Annotated in this window: 19 protein-coding genes; 7 read left to right on the plus strand and 12 right to left on the minus strand. The window is 65.3% G+C overall.

Translation table 11 applies throughout. The annotated features are described in order from the left end of the window. Nucleotides 1-27: 27 nt before the first annotated feature. Nucleotides 28-1,278 carry an NAD(P)/FAD-dependent oxidoreductase gene (locus tag AC1C2Q_RS10715; protein ID WP_495450072.1) on the minus strand — a complete coding sequence of 417 codons (1,251 nt, stop codon included), beginning with the start codon at nt 1,276-1,278 and terminating at the stop codon, nt 28-30. Nucleotides 1,279-1,409: 131 nt separating this feature from the next. Between AC1C2Q_RS10715 and AC1C2Q_RS10720 the strand changes: the two genes are divergently transcribed. From AC1C2Q_RS10720 to AC1C2Q_RS10735, 4 genes are read left to right on the plus strand one after another with little or no spacing between them, the layout of a single operon-like run. Further along, complete coding sequence (locus tag AC1C2Q_RS10720; protein WP_495431099.1) at nt 1,410-1,886, plus strand: Lrp/AsnC family transcriptional regulator; 477 nt, start codon at nt 1,410-1,412, stop codon at nt 1,884-1,886. Continuing rightward, nucleotides 1,886-2,563 carry a GAP family protein gene (locus AC1C2Q_RS10725; RefSeq protein WP_495431100.1) on the plus strand — a complete coding sequence of 226 codons (678 nt, stop codon included), beginning with the start codon at nt 1,886-1,888 and terminating at the stop codon, nt 2,561-2,563. Before AC1C2Q_RS10720 ends, AC1C2Q_RS10725 begins: the two co-directional genes overlap by 1 nt. A 9-nt stretch (nt 2,564-2,572) precedes the next feature. Then, nucleotides 2,573-3,178, plus strand: a complete 606-nt coding sequence (dcd, locus tag AC1C2Q_RS10730; RefSeq protein ID WP_495431101.1) for a dCTP deaminase — start codon at nt 2,573-2,575, stop codon at nt 3,176-3,178. A gap of 54 nt (nt 3,179-3,232) precedes the next feature. After that, nucleotides 3,233-3,808: a hypothetical protein gene (locus AC1C2Q_RS10735; RefSeq protein WP_495431102.1), complete on the plus strand. Its 576-nt coding sequence runs from the start codon at nt 3,233-3,235 to the stop codon at nt 3,806-3,808. Nucleotides 3,809-3,942: 134 nt separating this feature from the next. Here AC1C2Q_RS10735 and AC1C2Q_RS10740 read toward each other — a convergent pair whose 3' ends face one another. Further along, on the minus strand, nt 3,943-4,842 hold the full coding sequence (locus AC1C2Q_RS10740) for an alpha/beta hydrolase (RefSeq protein WP_495431103.1): 900 nt from the start codon (nt 4,840-4,842) through the stop codon (nt 3,943-3,945). A 78-nt stretch (nt 4,843-4,920) separates the two neighbouring features. Between AC1C2Q_RS10740 and AC1C2Q_RS10745 the strand changes: the two genes are divergently transcribed. Then, nucleotides 4,921-5,574, plus strand: coding sequence for a TetR/AcrR family transcriptional regulator (locus AC1C2Q_RS10745; protein ID WP_495431104.1), 654 nt, complete (start codon nt 4,921-4,923; stop codon nt 5,572-5,574). 66 nt (nt 5,575-5,640) lie between these two features. Here the strand turns inward: AC1C2Q_RS10745 and AC1C2Q_RS10750 are convergent, their stop codons facing one another. Then, the gene (locus tag AC1C2Q_RS10750) at nt 5,641-6,465 is read right to left on the minus strand and encodes a MarR family winged helix-turn-helix transcriptional regulator (protein WP_495450073.1); all 825 of its coding nucleotides are present in this window, start codon (nt 6,463-6,465) and stop codon (nt 5,641-5,643) included. Between the two features lie 89 nt (nt 6,466-6,554). On the opposite strand from AC1C2Q_RS10750, the gene AC1C2Q_RS10755 reads away from it, so the two are divergent. Further along, entirely contained in the window at nt 6,555-7,109 is a 555-nt protein-coding gene (locus AC1C2Q_RS10755; protein ID WP_495450074.1) for a MarR family winged helix-turn-helix transcriptional regulator, read from the plus strand. 81 nt (nt 7,110-7,190) lie between these two features. Here AC1C2Q_RS10755 and AC1C2Q_RS10760 read toward each other — a convergent pair whose 3' ends face one another. The 3 genes from AC1C2Q_RS10760 to AC1C2Q_RS10770 form a co-directional block, all read right to left on the minus strand. Next, a complete protein-coding gene (locus tag AC1C2Q_RS10760) occupies nt 7,191-8,606 on the minus strand; it encodes an MFS transporter (RefSeq protein WP_495431107.1) in 1,416 nt (471 codons plus the stop codon). A gap of 90 nt (nt 8,607-8,696) precedes the next feature. Beyond that, on the minus strand, nt 8,697-9,584 hold the full coding sequence (locus tag AC1C2Q_RS10765; protein ID WP_495450075.1) for a serine protein kinase RIO: 888 nt from the start codon (nt 9,582-9,584) through the stop codon (nt 8,697-8,699). Nucleotides 9,585-9,797: 213 nt separating this feature from the next. Beyond that, on the minus strand, nt 9,798-11,249 hold the full coding sequence (locus AC1C2Q_RS10770) for a nucleobase:cation symporter-2 family protein (RefSeq protein ID WP_495431109.1): 1,452 nt from the start codon (nt 11,247-11,249) through the stop codon (nt 9,798-9,800). Between the two features lie 130 nt (nt 11,250-11,379). On the opposite strand from AC1C2Q_RS10770, the gene AC1C2Q_RS10775 reads away from it, so the two are divergent. After that, the gene (locus tag AC1C2Q_RS10775; RefSeq protein ID WP_495450076.1) at nt 11,380-12,564 is read left to right on the plus strand and encodes an MFS transporter; all 1,185 of its coding nucleotides are present in this window, start codon (nt 11,380-11,382) and stop codon (nt 12,562-12,564) included. Between the two features lie 108 nt (nt 12,565-12,672). Here AC1C2Q_RS10775 and AC1C2Q_RS10780 read toward each other — a convergent pair whose 3' ends face one another. The 6 genes from AC1C2Q_RS10780 to AC1C2Q_RS10805 are packed head-to-tail and all read right to left on the minus strand — an operon-like array spanning nt 12,673 to nt 19,382. Beyond that, nucleotides 12,673-13,590, minus strand: a complete 918-nt coding sequence (locus tag AC1C2Q_RS10780; RefSeq protein WP_495450077.1) for a helix-turn-helix transcriptional regulator — start codon at nt 13,588-13,590, stop codon at nt 12,673-12,675. A gap of 37 nt (nt 13,591-13,627) precedes the next feature. After that, nucleotides 13,628-14,863 (minus strand): D-mannonate dehydratase ManD, encoded by a 1,236-nt coding sequence (gene manD, locus AC1C2Q_RS10785; protein WP_495431112.1) that lies wholly within the window; start codon nt 14,861-14,863, stop codon nt 13,628-13,630. A gap of 23 nt (nt 14,864-14,886) precedes the next feature. After that, nucleotides 14,887-16,413: a mannitol dehydrogenase family protein gene (locus tag AC1C2Q_RS10790; RefSeq protein ID WP_495450078.1), complete on the minus strand. Its 1,527-nt coding sequence runs from the start codon at nt 16,411-16,413 to the stop codon at nt 14,887-14,889. Beyond that, nucleotides 16,406-17,329, minus strand: a complete 924-nt coding sequence (locus tag AC1C2Q_RS10795) for an ABC transporter permease (RefSeq protein WP_495431114.1) — start codon at nt 17,327-17,329, stop codon at nt 16,406-16,408. The genes AC1C2Q_RS10790 and AC1C2Q_RS10795 overlap by 8 nt, the downstream gene beginning before the upstream one ends. Next, nucleotides 17,329-18,255, minus strand: a complete 927-nt coding sequence (locus AC1C2Q_RS10800; protein WP_495431115.1) for an ABC transporter permease — start codon at nt 18,253-18,255, stop codon at nt 17,329-17,331. The genes AC1C2Q_RS10795 and AC1C2Q_RS10800 overlap by 1 nt, the downstream gene beginning before the upstream one ends. Continuing rightward, entirely contained in the window at nt 18,252-19,382 is a 1,131-nt protein-coding gene (locus AC1C2Q_RS10805) for an ABC transporter ATP-binding protein (protein WP_495431116.1), read from the minus strand. The genes AC1C2Q_RS10800 and AC1C2Q_RS10805 overlap by 4 nt, the downstream gene beginning before the upstream one ends. Nucleotides 19,383-19,384: the final 2 nt, after the last annotated feature.

The following is a 19,384-nucleotide window of genomic DNA, read 5'->3' on the forward strand; positions in this document are numbered from 1 at the left end:
ATAACAAATAGTTGAGGGCGCGAGACGCTACCGCAGCGGGTTGAACGGCTCGATCGCCGGATGCACCTTTCCGGTGACGATCTGCTCGGCGAGGAGCTTGCCAGTGGCGGGGCCGAGCACGATGCCCCACATTCCGTGGCCGCCCGCTACGTACACGCCCGGCGTGCGCGTCACGCCCACGATCGGTAGCCCGTCGGGAGTCACCGGCCGCGAGCCCACCCACTCGTCGTGCCGATTGTCGAGATCGACGCCCTGCATCAGAGTGCGTGTCTGGTTGATGATCGCCTGGATGCGACGGGCCTGAAGTGGCTCGTCCGGACCACGAAACTCCATGGTCCCCGCGATCCGGAACCTGCCCTGATACGGCGTGCAAGCGATCCGCTGCGCGGGCAGATAAACCGGATGCGTCGCCGGCTCCTCAGTGTCGACGGTGAACGAGTAGCCGCGCCCCGCCTGAACCGGAACCCTGACACCCAGCGACCGCGCGAGCTTCGGCATCCATGCCCCGGTCGCGACCACGACCGAATCAGCCGAGAGCCGCTCACCGGATGCGAGAACCACACTCGCCACCGAACCAGCAGATCCAGAAGAACCAGCAACCCCGCCATCCACCCGCACCACCTCGGCATCGGTGCGCAACACCGCCCCGCGCGCGACGACGGCATCCGCCAACGCCTGCACGAACGGCGCCGGCTCGAGGAACCGCTGCTTGTCGAGCCGATACGCGACCTTCACCGCGTCCGAGAGCATCGGCGCAAGCTCGCGCGGATTCTCCAGCCTTTCCAGGGGCACGTCTTGGCCATGCCTGACCACGCCAGCGATCTCTCTGAGGAAGTTCGTCGCATGCCGATCCTCGGTGAACCCGATCACGAACGGGCCCTCCCGTGTCCACGAGTCGACCCCGCCGTCTGTCAATTCATCAAAGGCGGAAAGCGCCAGCTTGTCGATCGGAGTGAGCGCCGCCATCGTGCGATCCCACGCGCGATGCGTGCCGTGCGCGGCGAAACGTCCGAGAAACCCCCAAAGCCCGGCATCCACCCGGAACGGAACATGCAGTGCGGCATCCGGATCAAGCAACGCCTTCGGGCCATACGTCCACAGGCTCGGGTCGGCGAGCGGGATCGCCTTGCCCGGTGTGAGCCAGCCGGCATTTCCCCACGATGAACCCGCGGCGACGCCGGTGCGGTCGAGGACGGTGACCTCGGCGCCGCGCTCCTGCAGATGCCATGCAGTCGCGAGTCCGACCATGCCCGCTCCGATGACGATCGAGTGCGCCATTGCAACCTCCCGAGATGCGACAGATAGGCCCAGGATGGCAGATTCGCCGTCTCATATGGCAGGGTTCGAAAGAATCCTCGCTAAATGCGTAGCACACGCATAAAATCCTCGCAGGAAGAGGAGGATCGACCATGTCCGAGAAGGATTCTTCGCGGTTCGCAGAACTTGACGACATCGACCGCGCCATCCTCATCGAGATCGAGCGCGACGGACGCATTTCCAACACCGAGCTGGCGGCCCGCGTTGGCGTTGCTGAATCGACCTGTCACAAGCGGATGCGCGCGCTGATGAACACCGGGGCGATCGTTGGCTTCCGCGCCGAAATTGACCCAGAAGCCGTCGGCCTACACCTGGAGGCACTCATCGCAATCCGACTGCAGGCGCACGCGCGCGGCAACCTTCACCGCTTCCAGCACTATCTCGAGTCACTAACCGCCACGCGGCGGGTCTACTTCCTCGCCGGTGACCGTGACTTCCTGGTGCACGTCGCCGTCCGCGACGCCCAGGCGCTGCGCGAACTCGTCGCCGACACGATCAGCGTGCGCGAAGAAGTCGCCGGAACCACGACAAACCTCATCTTCGAGCACGCTCCGCGACGGCACAGCTGATGGGCACTCTCATCGGGGAGATGCTCCCGTTCGCCGTCGGCATCGCGATCAGCCCGGTGCCGATCATCGTCGTGATCCTCACGCTTTTAAGCCCCCGTGCCCGCTCGAGCAGCCTGGGTTTCCTGCTCGGCTGGGTGGTCGGCGTCCTTGCGGTGATCGTCGCCCTCACGGTCCTCTCGTCATTACTGCCCGCGCACCAGCAGCATGCGCCGAATCCATGGGAAGGCGCGATCAAGCTGGTCCTGGGCGGGCTGTTGCTGTGGCTGGCTGTCAAGCAATGGCGCAAGCGCACGCACGGCGATGAGAAGCCAGAGCTGCCAGCGTGGATGCAGAAAATCGACACCTTCGGGTTCAGTGACGGCCTGAAGTTCGGGCTTATCCTCTCCATCGCTAACCCGAAGAACGTCATTCTCAGCGCGAGCGTCGGGGTCGACCTTGGCGCCGCCGATCTGAGCTTTGAGCGGCTCATGATCGCCACAGCCGTGTTCGTGCTGATGGCTTCGTCCACCGTCATCATCCCCGTGGTCGCGTTCCTCATCGCCTCCGACCGTATGCATGCACCGTTGGCCGCGCTGCACACCTGGCTGACCCGCGAGAATCACGTCATCATGGCGGTGTTGCTCTTCGTCCTCGGCGCCAATGCCGTCGGCAACGGGGTCGCCGCGATCTGGCCGTAGGCTGGTGCCGTGCTTCTCAGCGACCGCGACATCAAAGCAGAACTCGCCGCCGGCCGGATCGGCCTGTCTCCGCACGAACCGGAGATGATCCAGCCGTCGAGCATCGACGTGCGCCTCGACAGGTACTTCCGCCTGTTCGACAACCACAAGTACCCCTTCATCGACCCAGCCGAGGAGCAACCGGAGCTGACCAGGCTGATCGAGGTCAAGCCGGACGAGCCGTTCATTCTGCACCCCGGCGAGTTCGCACTGGGTGCCACCTTCGAGCAGGTCAGTCTCTCCGACGACATCGCCGCGCGGCTGGAGGGCAAGTCGTCGCTCGGGCGTCTCGGCCTCATCACTCACTCCACGGCGGGCTTCATCGACCCCGGTTTCACCGGTCACGTCACCCTTGAGCTGGCGAACGTCGCGACGCTGCCGATCAAGCTGTGGCCAGGCATGAAGATCGGCCAGCTCTGCTTCTTCCGTCTCTCCTCGCCCACCGAGAACCCCTACGGCTCCGGGCCCTACGGCAACCGCTATCAGGGCCAGCGAGGCCCCACGGCATCGCGTTCATTCCAGAACTTCCACCGCACGAATGTAGGCACGACCGACATCGGATCACTCGGGGCCTGAGCGCCAGGCGTCAGCCAGGCGCCGCGAGCGGGGCGCACACGTAGTATCAAGAGCGTGAGCATCGAAAACACGGAGAATCCGCAAGGTCCCGGCGAGGATGCCACCACCGAGGAGCCCGCCGGCACGTCTGCCGCGCCTGCCTCGCCCCCAGCACCGGGAGTGGAGCCATTCGACGTCCCCGCGCCGGAGACGGTCGACGTCCCGGACGCAGCAGCGGCCATCGACGGATTCGAGGTGCCGCCGCCGCCTACGTTCAGAGTGACCCCGCCCCTTCCCAGTGCCGCGCCGGTCATTCCGCCGGCGCCGTCCGAGAGCGCCGGAGCTGACACAGCGGACGCTCCCGCGCTCCGCAAGCGCAGCACTTGGGCGCCCGACGACACCTGGACCTCGGCATCCGCCCACAAGCAGGAGCTTGTGCCGCCGACCGCTGCGCAGAAAGCCGAGTCACGCGCGGCCGCTTCACGTGCCGCGACGGCGCGCGATGAAGCGACACGGAACTACGTCAGTCCGGCCGCCGGCGGAACAGCCGGGCAAAGCTACCGCGGCTGGACGATCGTGATCTACGGCGGTCTTGCGGTGCTGTTCTTCGGCGCCATCGGCCTCATGGCGTTCCTTGGGGTGCAGGGCTGACATCCGCGGCGGATGCCTCGGCCTGCCTGCCGGGCTGCCTGTCGGGGCGGGCGCGGATCCGGCGACGATCGTCTCGGTCACCTCGCAGTCGGTGGGCCTCGCCACCGAAGGGCCCACGGTCGCAAGATCGTGAATCAGTGCTGTCTCGCACTGCTGATCTGAGCGCGTGCAGCCGGCACTTCAAAAGAGTTCGGTTCGCCGGTCACGAGTGCGCTCACCGCATCGAGTACGTGATCGTCCGATAGCAGCCTGGTGTGCCCAAGCCCGGTCGTGCGGATGAGCCGCGAGCGCCCCGCGTGTGCGGAGTGCAGCCGCAGCGAATCGGTATCCGGCATCCGCTTGTCTTCCCGATCGTGGACGACTAGCAGCTCCGTGGACGGGGGAAGTGGTCGCGCGACGGCGTCGTAGCGTTCGATCGCTGTCGTCTCGCCCAACCTCGCGTAGAAGAGTCGTTCGAATCGCGTCCGGGTCGCGTCGTCGAGACGGAGAATCGCGCTGAACTCCCCGAGGAAGGCTGCGGGGCTTGCCGCGCCGGCGATGACCGCGACTGACGGGATCGCCACGTCATCTCGTGCAATGGCGAGGGCCGCGAGCCCGCCGAAGCAGTGCCCGACGATCGCATCGAATCCGCCGTATCGGCGTGCCAGCTGAGCGCTCGCATCGAGCCAGTCGATGATGTCGGCTCGCCGCCCTTCCGAGGCACCGTGCGCTGGCGCGTCAAAGGACACGACCTGCCACCCGGCGGCGACCAGTTCGCGTGCGATCGGGGCGAGTTGCGATGCACGTCCCTGCCAGCCATGCAGTAGCAGCACGGTGCGATCACCCGCGCCCCAGCGATACGTGGCGATGCTCTGGCCGTGCACCGTCAGATACTCGCGGTGCCCGGCGAGGTCAGTTGCCGCGTCCCTTGCGTGCACCGCGCGTTTCGCGCCGGGACGGAAGAAGGCCCAAAGCGCGAGGCGGGCGGCGATCGCCGGCGAGATTGCTGAGGTGATGCGGATGCTGCGACGTAGCGCCGTGGCAGGAGCGGACATGGTTCCTCAATTCCTGTGAACAATGAATACGTACGATCGTTCGTAGAGTATACGAACGATCGTGCGTACACTAGGGGTGTGGCGGAGAAACTTGTTCAAGACGGCCGGCGGGTGCGCGGTGACGCATCCAGGCGTATCGTTCTGTCGAGCGCGACCGATCTCGCCTCCGTTGACGGTCTCGATGGACTGACGATCGGACGTCTTGCTGGGTCCTCCGGTCACAGCAAGAGCAGCATCGCCACGCTGTTCGGCGGCAAGGAGGGCCTTCAGCTCGCCACGATCGCCGCGGCCAGAGAGATCTTCGTCGACCGGATCATCGTTCCGGCGCGCACCGAACCGCGCGGCCTGCGACGGCTCGCGGCGCTGTTGCGAGGTGCACTGATCTACTCGCGCGATCGAGTGTTCCCCGGAGGTTGCTTCTTCGCCGCGACCGCTGCCGACGTCGACTCCAAGCCGGGGGCAGTGAGCGATGCCGTCCGCGCCGCCACTGCTGATTGGTATGCCTACATCGCGGCGCAGATCGGATTCGCCGTCGAAGCGGGCGAGTTGACGGTCGATGAGGCCGGCGCCGAGCTGCTTGCCTTCCACCTGATCGCGTTGTACGAAGAATCCAACTCGCGCTCATTGCTTATGCGTGATGAGCGACCGTATGCTCTCGCTGCCGCGGGAATGACCGAACGACTTCTCGCGGCTGGCGCGCCATCGGACGTGCGTATCGCGCTCGACGCATGACAATGGCGGATGCCGAAGCATCCGCCATTGATGAGACCGGCCCCGTTTGGGGCCGGCATTTGGTGGTCACTGCGCGTCGCGACCGCGGGTGAATCCGGCGTCGAAGCCGCGCTCGTATGAGCCCTGCGCGAAGCGCGCGAGGTGGGCGCGACCGCGTCCTGCGTGACCTCGGTGTCCGTGCCCTCGCTCTCCGTGCGGGCCGCCACGGTGGCCGTGATCGGCGCCGTGCGCGAACGGGTGTTCGCTGTGCTGGCATCCTTCGTGTCCGCCGGACTCGTCTGAGCCGTGGCCTTCGTGGCCTTCGTGGCCTTCGTGGTCGAAGTGGCGCGGTCCGAATCCGTGGCCGCGTCCTCGGCCGAAGCCGTGGTCTCCGAAGTGGTGGTCTCCGAAGCCGTGGTGCCCGAAATCGCCGCGACGTCCGTGCCGCGCTCCGCCTCCACGGGGGAGCGGCGTGGATTCGTCCCATCCGAACGCACGGGCGAGCTGCTCGAGCGTGGAGATGGTGGTGGCGAGGTTGTCAGCGGGAACCGCATCGGTGATCTTCGCGCGGATGCCTTCGACGATAGTGCTGAGACGTTCTTTGGCCGCGCGGCCTTCGTCGGTGAGGCTCCAGGTGCCATCGGCATCCGTCACCCAGCCGAGCTCAATCAGACGGCCCAGTTTGTGGGCGGGCACCTTGCGAGGTGGCAACGACAGGTCACTCTTCGCGTGGCCGTTCGGAACGGTGCCGTCGATGACGTTTAGGAGGCGCCACTCGCGGCGCGTGATGCCCTCGGCGTCGAAAGCGGAGGCGAACTCGGCCGCCATCAGGCGATCGACGGCCTTGAGCCAGAATCCGAACGGGCGGTTGTTTTCAGTGTGGTCGTGCTCATCAGTGTTGATGGAGTTCATGGAGAAAGTCCTTTGGTTGTAACTGTACATGTATATGTAGTGTGACATGCAATCTAGATGCATGTCAAGTCGCATGTAAAATCAAACGTGTGAGCACTGAGAAGCCCGACCCGGCCGAGATGATCGCGCAAGCCCTGTCGCGCCTGCGTGGGCGGCGGATGCACGGCCGCGGCCACGGCGGACCGCACGGGACGCGCAGCGACCTCATCGGCGACCTTCATGGTCATGGCGCAGGGCACGGCGAGCATCCGCGTGGCACTCGCGGGATTGTCCCCCCACCGTGGGCGGGCGGGCCAGGCGGACGCCTGGGCGGACCGGCCTGGATGCGGATGTTGGAGGCCCTCGCCGCGGCATCCGAACCGCTCAGCGTCAGTGCGCTCGGCGAGGCAGTCGGCGTTGATCAGCCTCGTGCGTCGCGCCTGGTGCAACAGGGCGTTCAGCGCGGACTCGTGCAGCGCGAGGCCGACCCCGATGACGCGCGCCGCACGCGCATCGCGCTTACTGATGAAGGACGCAAGATCACGCGCGGTATGCGTGGTGAGCGACGGCAGGTGTTGTCGCGTGCGCTCGAATCATTCACCGAGGACGAGAGCCGCGAGCTCGCGCGTCTGCTGTCGAAGCTCGCCGACAACTGGGAGAACTGAGCGGTTCCGCATCCGACCGTGGCGTCGTCTCACATAACGTGCGGATGCGAGCCGTCCCACCCACAAGTAGTGTGACGCGGCTCAGCGCACCGGCGTCGCCTTGATGGGAAGCAGCAGCAGAAATCCGGCGAGCAATACGATCATGATGCCGAGGATGCCGAACGTGGTTGACCCGGTGAGCACGATGAGTAGCGTCCAGGCACCGGATGCCATCCAGCTCGCTGCGCGTCCGGTCGTGGCGTAGAGACCGAAGATCTCGCCCTCGCGTCCGGCCGGAGTCACGCGTGCGAGGAATGACCGGGATGCCGCCTGGGCGGGGCCCACGAACGCGCACAGCAGCAGGCCGCCCACCCAGAACACGATGGATCCGGCATCCGCCAGGAAGAACACGGCGAGACCGGCGATCACCATCGCGCCGAGTGCGACCAGGATGATCCGCTTCGGCCCGAAACGGTCGTCGAGGTTGCCGGCGATGATGGTCGAGATGCCGGCGATGAGGTTGGCGGCAATGCCGAAGACCACGATTTCGAGGAACTCGAAGTCGAACACCTGAGCGGCGATGATCGCGCCGAATGCGAAGACACCGCCGAGCCCGTCACGGAACACGGCGCTCGCCAGCAGGAACCAGAAGGTCGGGCGGGTTTCGGGGGACCGGTAGAGCTGGATGACGTCCTTGGTGAGCAGCACATAGGAACGGAAGAAGCCGACCTTGCGCTCGGGGCGTCCAAGCGAGGGCTCTGGCACGTTGAGGAAGATCGGGATGCTGAAGATGATCGCCCAGATCGCGCATCCGACGGCGATGAGGCGGAAGGGCAGCCCGTCCTCGGTGGGAAGGCCGAACCAGCCCGACGCGTAGAAGACGACGACGATGACGAGGGCGATGATGCCGCCGATGTAGCCGAAGCCCCAGCCGAGGCCGGAGATCTTTCCGACAGTCTTGGGGTTCGCGATGCCGATCAGCATGGCGTTCGAGTTCACCGCTGCGATCTCGCCGAACACCGATCCGGCTGAGATCAGGGCGACGCCGAGCCAGAACAGCGCGGGAGTTGGCTCAACGAACCACAGACCGAACATGCACAGGATGAGGGCCCCGGTGCCGATTCCGAGCCAGAGCTTCTGGCGTCCGGCCGCATCTGCGCGTTGGCCAAGCACGGGGGCGAACAGCAGGATCGCGAATGCCGCGATCGTAGAACCGAGCCCCAGGCCGGATGCGAGGTCGGCCTCGGCCGCCTTGTACACCGCACCGTCTGGATCGAGTGCTGCGATCTCCGGCGGCATGAACGCATCGGTCGTCAGGTACATCGCTGCGAAGATGAACGTCAGGATGACCGTGTTGAAGGGTTGCGTCGCCCAGTCCCACAGCGCCCACGAGTAGATCTGCTTCTTCGGCGCCGGGGTCTCGCCGCGCAGGTCCAGACCGATCACGCCGACGGCGCCGCTGTTTGCGATCGCCGACGGCTGTGGCGGTGTCGAGTCGGGCTTGTCGGGTGCGCTCATGCTTCGAAGTCTGGCCAAGACTTGTGAACACCCGGTAACGGCGCGCCGCTGCGCTCATGGACGAGGTCGCAGGTGGCGAACACGTCATCATCACCCGAACGATTCCGCCATCAGCTCAGCGAAGAGTTCCTCGGCGTCGCACTCCACCCGGTGTCGGGCGAACCAGTCGCAGATGTTGACGCAATCGCGGTGCAGTAAATCGAGCCCCTGCGGGTTCGCGATGATGTCGACGATCTGCGGCAGATCGATCACGCGCACCTGGCCGTCGTGCACGAGCAGGTTGTAGGCAGACAGGTCGCCGTGGGCGAAACCTGCACGGGCGAAGACACGCATGATCTGGACGATCTGCGCGTAGTAGTCCGCAAGCAGGCGGCGGTCGCCGCGTTCCTGGGCAAGTCGGGGAGCGGCCGTGGCATCCGTCCCGATGAACTCCATCAGCACCTCCGATCCGTTCACCTGCACGGGATAGGGCACCGGCGCTCCGAGCTCCCACATCCGGCTGAGGGCGTTGAACTCGGCGAACGACCATTCGGCAGCTGCCACTTCGCGACCGAACGCCGTCTTCTTCGCGAGAGCCCGGCCGTCGCGCGAATTCTGCACGCGTCGTCCTTCGGTGTACACGGTGGAGCGATGGAATGTGCGGTGCTCGGTGCTGCGGTACCGCTTCGCAGCCAGCAAGGTGCGTCGACTTGGATCCTCGGGGACGGCGCGTTCGATAAGGAAGACGTCTGCTTCTTTACCGGTCTTGAGGATGCCGAGTTCGGTGTCGATCGCGCCGGCAGACGTCACGACCCATGTCGGCCACGGCTCGGGGCCGCGCTCGGACGGAGTGATGGCTGGCCACGTGGACCAGCGCTGGTCTTCGCCAGGTTCGATTTCGGAGAAGGACAGAGATTCAGAGAAGGACAGGGATTCAGAGAAGGAGAGAGAATCAGGAAAGGACAGGGATGCGTCGAGGGACGCAAAAGGATCAGTCACGGTGGTTACTCCGGAAGGGGAGGCCACACGCGGATCAGGAGCGGGAGGCCTCGAGGGGAAGGTGGTCGGCGGCAGGCGGCGCGACAGAGACAACGTTCATGTCACAGCTCCCTTCGCTCGAATTCCTTCCGGGGCATTCCCGGACCACTTCACAATACCCATTCCTCGCCCAGCGCGCACGCATTCTCGGTGCCAAGACGGGGACGGAGGGTTTCAGCGGACTGGGATCTCGTTGTCGTCGGCATCCTTCAGACGGCCAGCGCTGTAGTGGTCGCCCTCTCTCAGAATGGCAAGGAGCTCTTGCGGGATGTCCCGGAACGCGGGCACCGAGATCGCTTCTTCGTCGACGGCTCTCCGTCGCTTCAGGACGTGGTGGAAGAAGATGTTCAGCAGCAGCGCCATCATCGTCGTCGAGCTGATCGACGATTGGAAGATGACAGAGAACCATGCCGGGAACGCCGCGTATACCGTCGGGACCACCAGCGGCAGCAGTCCGAAGCCGAGCGCGACCGCGATGATGATGAGGTTCAGACTGTCGCGGTAGTCGACCTTGGCCAGCGTCGCGATGCCGCTGGCTGCGACGGAGCCGAACAGTACGATGCCGACACCGCCGAGTACCGGCGTGGGGATGGCGGCCACCACGCGTCCGAGGACGGGCAGGATGCCGAGCACGACAAGGATCACGCCACCGGCGGCGACGACGTATCGGCTCTTGACCTTGGTGATGGCGACGAGTCCGACGTTCTGAGCGAAGGCGCTCTGGGTGAAGGAGTTGAAGATCGGAGACACGGCGCTGGAGAGCATGTCTGCCCGAAGGCCCGCAGCGATGCGCTTGGAGTCGACCTTGGTGCCGACGACCTCGCTGACCGCCAGCAGATCGGCGGTGGTCTCAGTGAAGGTGACCAGCACGACGATCAACATCGAGAGGATTGCGGCGACATTGAAGGTCGGCATCCCGAAGGCGAAGGGTGTGGGAAGTGCGACGATCGGGCCCTCGGCGACCGAGGAGAAGTCCGCTACGCCGATGATTGCGGCGAACACCGTGCCTAGAACGAGCGCGATGAGGATGCTGAGGCGGGAGATCGTCGGCGTGCCGAACTTCGTCAGCAGCACGATCAGCAGAAGTGCGAAGGCAGCAAGGCCGAGGTTGGCGACCGAGCCGTAGTCGTCGGCAGTGGCATCGCCGCCCATTGCCCAACCTGCAGCGACCGGCAGGAGCGAGAGCCCGATCGAGACGATCACGGTGCCGGTGACGACCGGAGGGAAGAAGCGAACGATCATCGCGAACGCGGGTGCGAGCAGCAGCCCGATCACGGAAGACACCATCACCGCACCCATGACGGCAGGCAGTCCACCCTCCGTCATGATCGCGATCATTGTCGCGATGCCAGAGAACGAGACGCCCTGCACCAGCGGCAGCTTGGACCCGAAGAATGGCAGCCCCAGAGTCTGCAGGATGGTGGCGAGTCCGCCGACGAACAGCGCGCACGCGACCAGCACCCCGATCTCGGGCTGCGAAAGCCCACCGGCCTGACCCATCACCAGGGGAGGAGCGATGATGCCGCCGTACATCGTCAGCACATGCTGGAGTCCATAGGCGAAACTCGGAGCGATGCCGAGTTTTTCGTCTTCGGGGCGCGGTGCAGCTGATTTCGCTTTGGTCATGAGTGGGAGCCTTCGAGAGAGAACGGGCGACACTCGACGATATCTGGTGCGCCGCGTGCTCCGGACGAACGGTCGGATGCGGCGGACGACTGATCGGGCGAGGCATCCGTCTGCCTGCGATCGTAGAAGCATGACAACAACCGCGCCCGTCCCCGTCGCTGCCGCCACCGAGCGGATTCGCTACGGCGCCCTCATCGTCTTGATGATGATGGGGTTTCTGCTTGTCACCGCGGAGTTCCTGCCGAACGGCCTGCTGACAGAGATGGCCGTCGGCCTCGGCATCACACCAGGGCAGGCAGGGCAGACCGTCACCGTCACGGCACTGGTCGGGCTGATCGTGGCGCCGACCGTCGGACTCGTCTTCCCCCGGGTTGATCGTCGGTCGCTGTTAATATGGATGGCTCTTGCCGCTGCCGTCTCGAACCTCATCGTCGCGATCGCGCCGAACCTGGTCATCATCCTTCTCGCACGGTTCCTGCTCGGCGCGGCCATCAGCACCTTCTGGGCGATGTCGATCACCGTCGCCGTGCGCATCGCCGGTCCCGAGCGCCTCGGCCGCGCGGTGATGTTCACTTCCGCAGGGGTGTCGCTCGCCACAGTGGCAGGCGTTCCGCTCGGTGTCATGCTCGCCGAGATCATGGACTGGCGTGCGGTGTTCGCACTCGTCGGAGTCGTCACCGGCCTGCTCGCGATCGCGCTGCGCACGCTGCTGCCGGCGGTGCCCGCAGCGCAGGTCTCCAGCATCCGAATCCTGGTCGATACGTTCCGCCGCCCGGGTGTCGGGCTGGGACTGGTCGGGCATATGTCGGTCGTGCTTGGACACTTCCTCGCCTACACCTATATCCGTCTTGCACTGGAGCGGATGCCGGACATCGATGCCGGAACAATTGTGCTGCTGCTCGCGGTCTTCGGCGTCGGCGGTCTGATCGGCAACATCGTCATCGGTCTCATCGTCGATCGCTCCTTCGCGTTCTTCGCGGTGCTGGCACCGGTGGTCATCGCGGTGGCGGTCGGAGGGGCCATCCTGCTGGCTGGTTCCGTGCTCGCGATCGGCGTTGTCGTCTTCGTCTGGGGATTCTTCTTCGCCTCGTGGCTGATCGTCGTGAACACCTGGGTCGGTCACCGAATGCCCGACCGGCTCGAGGCTGGCGGCAGCCTGGTTGTCGTCGGATTCCAGGCCGCGATCATGATCGCGGCGGGGGTCGGCGGTCTCCTCGTCGACAACGTCGGGATCGAACTCGTCTACGTGCTGGGTGCCGCTGCACTCCTCGTCGGCGCGGCGCTGTTCGGGGCGTCGAATCGGGTGCGTCGCTGAGGCGCACAGCGCTTCGGCGTTCACAACTTCGCAGAGAACGTGCGTTCTGCGAGGTTCTTGGCACTCAGCCCCGGATTCTGCGGCGTCTTTGCGAAGTTATGAACCCCGCTAGGCGGGAACGGGGGCCAGCTGGCCCGCGCGCCACGACGATGGAGTCATTCCAGTCGCGCGGCGGAACGCCCGACTGAAGCCCTCATCCGAGGTGTAACCCAGCAGACGGGAAACGTCCGAGACGGCGCGACCAGCGGTGAGCAACTCTTTGGCTGACCGCATGCGCACCTCAGTGACGTAGTTGGCGGGTGAGCGACCGATGGCGTCGTGGAATCGCTCGGCGAACACTGAACGCGACATCGCACTGACATTCGCGAGTGCTGCCACGGTCCATTCCCGGCCGGGCTGTTCGTGGATGGCCTCGACGACTCGATCCAGGAAAGGATCACCTGAGCGGGACGGCCAGCCGGCGGGCGCGCAGCCATTCTCGGCCCAGGCGCGGATGACCGACAGCAGCACTGTCGTCGCCATCATGCGGCAGATGACCGGGTTGCCCGAACGCAGCGCGTGTTCGTCCGGCCCGGCCGGACCCAGGTTGCGGGCCAGGGCGGCAGCCGCGGGTTCGAGTCCTGCGAAGTCGGTGACGGTGACGAACTCGGGCAGCACGTCGCGGAGGATGTGTGCGGTCTCGGTCACCTGCAGTTCAGCGATCATCAGCGATGCGCCGTGCGCGGACTGCAGAACGACAGGTTGGCGTCCGAGGGTCAGGAAGGCATCGCCCTCGGCAAGTAAGTCCTGTGCTGCGTTCGGCGAGAGCGCGACCGAACGAGCTGTGCGATCGACATCGAACGAGCACGCCTGCGCGAGCGGAGGGTGCCCGTGCACGGAGCCGCCTGCGACGAAGACAAGCCAGACTGAGCCAGCCGTGAGAGGGGCGGTGGCCCCGGCCTCCAGAGTGACTCGCCGCGCAACGCCGAGGCGCACGTCCACAGACGAGAGCACCCTCTCCAGCGCCGCCGCATCGATCACTGTCATGCTTGTGCGCAACGACGCGGCGCGACTGATTATTCCGTCACCAGTCGTGAACTGTCCCGTCGGCAAGCCTGTTGAACGGCAGGTACGCCTGCTCGTATGGGTACTTCCCGGCCTCGTCCACATCCAGGGTGACGCCGAGTCCTGGCTGCTCACCCGGGTGCAGGAGGCCGTCCTTCCACGTGAAGGACTGTGCGAAGACGCTGTTCGTCTTGGCGCTGTGCGGCATGAATTCCTGGATGCCGAAGTTGTGGATCGCAAGCCCGAGATGCATCGCGGCGGCCATGCCTACGGGGGAGATGTCGGTCGGCCCGTGCATCCCTGACTTGATCTGGTACTGGGCGGCGAAGTCGAGAATGCGCCGCAGATGTGTGATGCCTCCGGTGTGCGTGACCGAGCTGCGCACGTAGTCGATCAACTGTTCGCGGATCAACTCCTGGTAGTCCCAGACACCGTTGAATACCTCTCCGATCGCGAGTGGCGTGGTCGTGTGCTGGCGCACGAGACGCAGTGCCTCCTGGTTCTCGGCGGGAGTGCAGTCCTCAAGCCAGAACAGGTCGTAGGGCTCGAGACTCTTGCCCAGCGACGCTGCCTGGATCGGTGTCATCCGGTGATGCCCGTCGTGCAGCAGCGGCAGCTCGGGGCCGAACTCTGCCCGGACCGCCTCGAACACTGTCGGGACGTGGCGGAGGTACGCGCGGGTGTCCCAGTCCTCTTCCGCCGGATACGCACCACGTGACGCCGGTTCGTACTCCTGGCTGCGCACCCCGTCGGTGACCGTGACGTCGTGCGGTACACCGTAGACCGCCCGCACCCCTGGCACGGCGGTCTGCACGCGGATTGCTCGGAATCCACGCTCCAGATGGTGACGGATGCTGTCGAAGAGCTCTTCGGTGTCATTGCCCGAGGCGTGCCCGTATGCGAGCAGGCCCTTACGCGATGCGCCGCCCAGCAGCTGATACAGCGGCATCCCCGCGGCCTGAGCCTTCAGATCCCACAGGGCGACATCGACAGCGGAGATCGCGGTCATCGTCACCGGACCCCGCCGCCAGTAGGCGCCGCGGTAGAGGAACTGCCAGGTGTCCTCGATCCGGTGCGCGTCGCGCCCGATGAGGAGCGGGACGACGTGCTCCTGCAGATAGGCGACGACAGAGTGCTCACGCCCGTTCAGGGTGGCGTCTCCGAGGCCGATCAATCCCTCGTCCGTCGTCAGCCGCAGAGTGACGAAGTTTCGGGAGGGGCTCGTGACGATGACTTCGGCGCGTTCGATGATCATGGTGTTCCCTGGGTGGATGCCGGTCAGAATACCCGGACGGCGGTGAGGGTGTGGACGGTGTCGAGTGCTTCCCGCACCGCATCGCGAAAGGCGGATGACTCTCGCACCGCCGCCGGGAAGATGGCATCGAGCGCGAACAGTTCGTCGATCACGGCATCCGGCGCACTGTGGACTCGGCCGCCGACGATCTCGGTGAGCAGCGGGGCGAGCGGATCGTCGAGCCTGCCGTCTGCCGATCGGAGGTCGATGTAGGCGATCCAGGATGCGACAACAAGCGCGATCGAGTGCGGAATGTGCCCAGTGGCGAGGCGCTCCGCGGCCGGATCGAGCAACCGGATCGGCAGTTTGTGCGACGTGTCGCTGGCGACCTGCCGCGTCGTATGCGCCAGTGCGGGATTCGCGAAACGGTCCAGCGTCTCGTGGCAGTATTCGAGCAGATCGAGTCCAGGCACTGGGTCAAGCGTCGGCAGGACATCGTCGGTCAGCATCCGCAGCGCAGCCTCGCGCAGGCGAACATCGCTCACCGCCTCTGCAATCGTGGTGTGACCAAATACCGAACCAAGCAGTGCAAGCAGCGTGTGCGAAGCATTGAGCACCCTCAGCTTGATCCGCTCATAGGGCCTGACATCGTCGGTCAACACGGCACCAGCGAGCTCCCAACGCGGGTGAGGTCCGGCAAAATCGTCCTCGATGATCCACTGCCGGTAAGGTTCGGCGACGACGAGGCCCTCGTCGTATAGTCCCGAGACTTCGGCGGCGCGTGCCCGGTCGGCTTCCGTCGTGGCCGGCGTGATCCGATCGACCATGGTCGAGGGGAAACGTGCGTGGGCGTCGATCCAGAGGCGAAGCTCGCGTGCATGATCGACATCCGCGCCCGCACCGTCCACGGCATCGATCACGAGCCGCCGCACGAGCGGTCCGTTCTCGGGAAGGTTGTCGCAGCACACCACCGTGAGCGGCCGACCGCTGTCGCTACTCCGTGCAATCTGGCTGCGCCGTGCGAGGCCAGCGACGAGCAGCCCAAGGGGAGTACTCGGTGCCGGTTCGTGCCGCCCGTCGATCGCCGCAGCGATGGCAGGCAGGTCGGCCTGCACCGCCGCGGCTGACAGATTGAGCCCACCGGTGGCGCTTCGGTGGTAGCCCTTCTCGGTGATCGTCAGCGTGACCACGTGCGTGCTTGCCGCCGCGATCGCCTCGACCACGCGCCCGCCTTCGACCCGCGGATCGGCGACGTCGAGCATCGTCCCGATGATGCGCAACGACTCGCCCTCTGCATTCCGCGACAGCACACCGAACAACCCATCCTGCGGCGCGAGTTGCTTGATGGCGGCGTCGCTGCGGCCGGCGACTCCAAGAATTCCCCAGTGCCTGTCGCCTGTCGCAGCCGCAGCATCCTCGGTGAACACTGCCTGATGCGAGCGCAGGAACGCCCCCAGCCCGAGGTGCACGATCCCGACCTGCGATGGCCGCTCGGCCACGACAAGATCCGGGTGATGCAGTGCGGCGATGCTTAGAGCAGAAGGCGTCAGTCGAGGTGTGCCCTCAGTCATCCCGTGCATCCTTGACCTGCGCGACCAACTGTGTCGGGTTGATGAAGCGGAGGGCGATCACGAGGATCACCAGCATCATCACCGTGTACATCACGCCCATCGACGAGATCAGCGCACGCGCCTCACCACCGCCGGCACTTGTCATCGCGCGATAGATCGAGACGACGAGGGTGTCGGATGCGGGACCTGAGACCAGGAACGTCAGCTCGAACATACCGACCGTTCGCACCAGCACCAGGATTGCCGAGGCGAGGATGCCTGGCACGAGCAGCGGGGCGAGAATCCGGACGAAGATCTGGCGTGTGCTCGCGCCGCACATGCGCGCGGCGTTCTCGATTGACGGATTGATCTGCTCGATGAACGGCGTCATCGTGATGATTACGAACGGGATCGACGGCACCAGATTCACCAGGATCACCGCGAGTAGCGTGCGACCCAACCCGAAGTTGTACATCACCGTCGCCAGCGGAATGCCGAACGTGATCGGCGGGATCAGAATCGGTAGCAGGAACAACAGCATGACCAGGCGCTTGCCGGGGAAATTGCTGCGGGCCAGCACATACGATGCCGGAACTCCCACCAGTACCGAGATCACGATCACCGTGAGGGCGACGACGAGGGTATTCAGGATGATGTTGCCCAGATCGAACCGTGTCCACGCTGCGGCGTACCACTCGGTGGTGAACATCTCCGGCAGCCACGAGTTGAACCAGGACTTGCCGAATGAGTCGACGAGAACGCTGAGGACGATTCCGAACAGGAAGATGAAGAACGCCGCGATGCCCGCCCAGACGAACCAGGTCGAGGGGGCCGCGGCCAGCGACTTCTCCCCTGGGGGACGCTTCGCCCTGCGGGCGCTGGAGACGTCGACGGCTTCGGTGACGGGGTCGGTCGTGGCCTCGATAACGGTGGTCATCAGCCTTTGCCTCCGGTTGATCCTTTGTAGAGAAAGGAGCGGCCGAGGAACACGATCGCCACGACGACCAGTTCCACACCACCCATCATGACGGCGATCGTGGAGGCCATGCTGTAGTCCAGTTGCTCCGCGAATGCTCGGTAGGCCATCAGTGCCAGCACCCGGGATTCACCGGCGGCGTCACCGACGAGGCGGGCGGACGGGAAGACGCTGAACGCGAGCACGAAGGTCAGGATGAAGGTCGTCGCAAGCCCCGGTGCGAGCAGGGGGAAGATGATGCGACGGAACCGCTGCCACCACCCGGCTCCCAGCGTCTTCGCCGCTGCCTCCAGTGAGGGGTCGATGCCGGAGAGGTAGGACGAGATCAGCAGATAGGCGAAGGGGAAGCCGGAGATCACCAGGGAGAAGAACACCCCGAGGTTGTTACCGACAAGTTCGAGTGGCTCTGAAATGATTCCGAGCTCGAGGAGTGTGCGGTTCAACCAGCCCTGTCGACCGGCAAAGATCAGCAGACCTTGCGCAGTGAGCACCGTGCCGAGCGTGATCGGCAGCACCAGCAGCGTCTGCAGTGTGCGCTTGCCTGTGAACCGGCGTCGCAGCTTGTAGGCGATCGGTATGGAGATGATGACGTTGAAGAGTGCAGCGGGCACTGCGATCCGCAGTGTGTTCCCGACCGATTCGAAGATGAAGCTGTCTCGGAAGAACGCGACATAGTTCGCAAAGATCCCGCCTCCCCATTGCTCCTGCGTCTGCGGCAGCGGCTGCACAGTGAGCCCGAGACCATACGCAAAGGGGTAGATGAACAGTGCCAGAGCGAACAGCACCGAGGGCAGCAGAAGCAGCAGTTTCAGGTCGATGCCACGTTCGGCGAGGCGGTGTCGCAGGCTTGAACGGGTCGAGTCTGCACGCGGAGTGGTTGTGGTCACACCAGCACCTCGGAGGAGCGCGATGCTGCATGATCGCCGGGTAAGGCATCCAGCTCTGCGGGGAAGACGAGAACAGATGCTGCGCGCACGCCAACGGTGACCTGGTCGCCGGTGCGCGGAGCGTGCTCGGTCTGCGCGAACAGATTCAGGCCCTCGGCTGACGTGAGACCGGAGGCGAACTCGCGGCCTTGGTACTCGACGAGGTTGATGGTGGCCTGGATGCTGTTGACCTCGCCGGGTGTGCCGTCCAGCGAGAGGTCGGACGGACGTATCGCGACGCGCACCTGGTCGCCTGCGGCGATCGTGCCGACGGTGCGACCCACGAGCCGGATGCCGTGGCCGCTGACGTGCGCTAGTTCTCCGTCGATACGATCCACGGTGAGATCGAGCAGATTGCGATAGCCCATGAAGTCGGCCACATGCCAGTTCGCCGGGTGGTCGTGGAGTTCCTCTGGCGTGCCGATCTGCTGCACGCGTCCGTCGCGCAGAACCACGAGGCGGTCGGCCATCGATAGGGCTTCCTCCTGGTCGTGGGTGACATAGACGGTGGTGAGTCCGAGGGTCTGGTGCAGACGGCGGATCTCGGCGCGCATCTCGAGTCGCAGCTTCGCGTCGAGATTCGACAGCGGCTCGTCCATCAGCACGAGCCGCGGCTCGAGAGCGACGGCGCGAGCGATGGCGACGCGCTGCTGCTGACCGCCGGACAGCTGGCCCGGCAACTTCTTGGCGTGCTCCTGGAGCTTCACCAGCGCAAGGGCCTCGTCGACACGGCGGCGAATCTCGTCGCGGGGAAGCTTGCGCATCTGCAGGCCGAAGGCGATGTTCTTCGACACCGACATGTGCGGGAAAAGTGCGTAGTTCTGGAACACCATGCCGAAGTCGCGCTTTTCGCTGGGCAGGGTGTCGACGCGTTGGCCGTCGATGAGGATCTTGCCCTCGGTGAGGGGCAGGAGTCCGGCGAGACAGTTCAGAGCGGTGGATTTGCCGCAACCCGACGGCCCGAGCAGAGCGATGAACTCGCCTGCCCGGATCGTCAGGTTGAGATCCGCCAGCGCCGCGCGGCCGCCGAAGCTGCGGCCGACGTGCGCGAGTTCGAGTGACTCGAACGAATGCGGAGAGAGGGGCATGT

The sequence above is a fragment of the Microbacterium sp. Y356 genome, from assembly GCF_059445355.1.

Coding starts and splice junctions, on each gene's coding strand:
- manD (WP_495431112.1), bottom strand. CDS start 14,863: ATGATCATCGAACGCGCCGAAGTCATCGTCACGAGCCCCTCCCGAAAC.
- AC1C2Q_RS10770 (WP_495431109.1), bottom strand. CDS start 11,249: ATGACCAAAGCGAAATCAGCTGCACCGCGCCCCGAAGACGAAAAACTC.
- AC1C2Q_RS10790 (WP_495450078.1), bottom strand. CDS start 16,413: ATGACTGAGGGCACACCTCGACTGACGCCTTCTGCTCTAAGCATCGCC.
- AC1C2Q_RS10740 (WP_495431103.1), bottom strand. CDS start 4,842: ATGTCCGCTCCTGCCACGGCGCTACGTCGCAGCATCCGCATCACCTCA.
- AC1C2Q_RS10720 (WP_495431099.1), top strand. CDS start 1,410: ATGTCCGAGAAGGATTCTTCGCGGTTCGCAGAACTTGACGACATCGAC.
- AC1C2Q_RS10775 (WP_495450076.1), top strand. CDS start 11,380: ATGACAACAACCGCGCCCGTCCCCGTCGCTGCCGCCACCGAGCGGATT.
- AC1C2Q_RS10805 (WP_495431116.1), bottom strand. CDS start 19,382: ATGCCCCTCTCTCCGCATTCGTTCGAGTCACTCGAACTCGCGCACGTC.
- AC1C2Q_RS10795 (WP_495431114.1), bottom strand. CDS start 17,329: ATGACCACCGTTATCGAGGCCACGACCGACCCCGTCACCGAAGCCGTC.
- AC1C2Q_RS10725 (WP_495431100.1), top strand. CDS start 1,886: ATGGGCACTCTCATCGGGGAGATGCTCCCGTTCGCCGTCGGCATCGCG.
- AC1C2Q_RS10750 (WP_495450073.1), bottom strand. CDS start 6,465: ATGAACTCCATCAACACTGATGAGCACGACCACACTGAAAACAACCGC.
- AC1C2Q_RS10760 (WP_495431107.1), bottom strand. CDS start 8,606: ATGAGCGCACCCGACAAGCCCGACTCGACACCGCCACAGCCGTCGGCG.
- AC1C2Q_RS10780 (WP_495450077.1), bottom strand. CDS start 13,590: ATGACAGTGATCGATGCGGCGGCGCTGGAGAGGGTGCTCTCGTCTGTG.
- AC1C2Q_RS10715 (WP_495450072.1), bottom strand. CDS start 1,278: ATGGCGCACTCGATCGTCATCGGAGCGGGCATGGTCGGACTCGCGACT.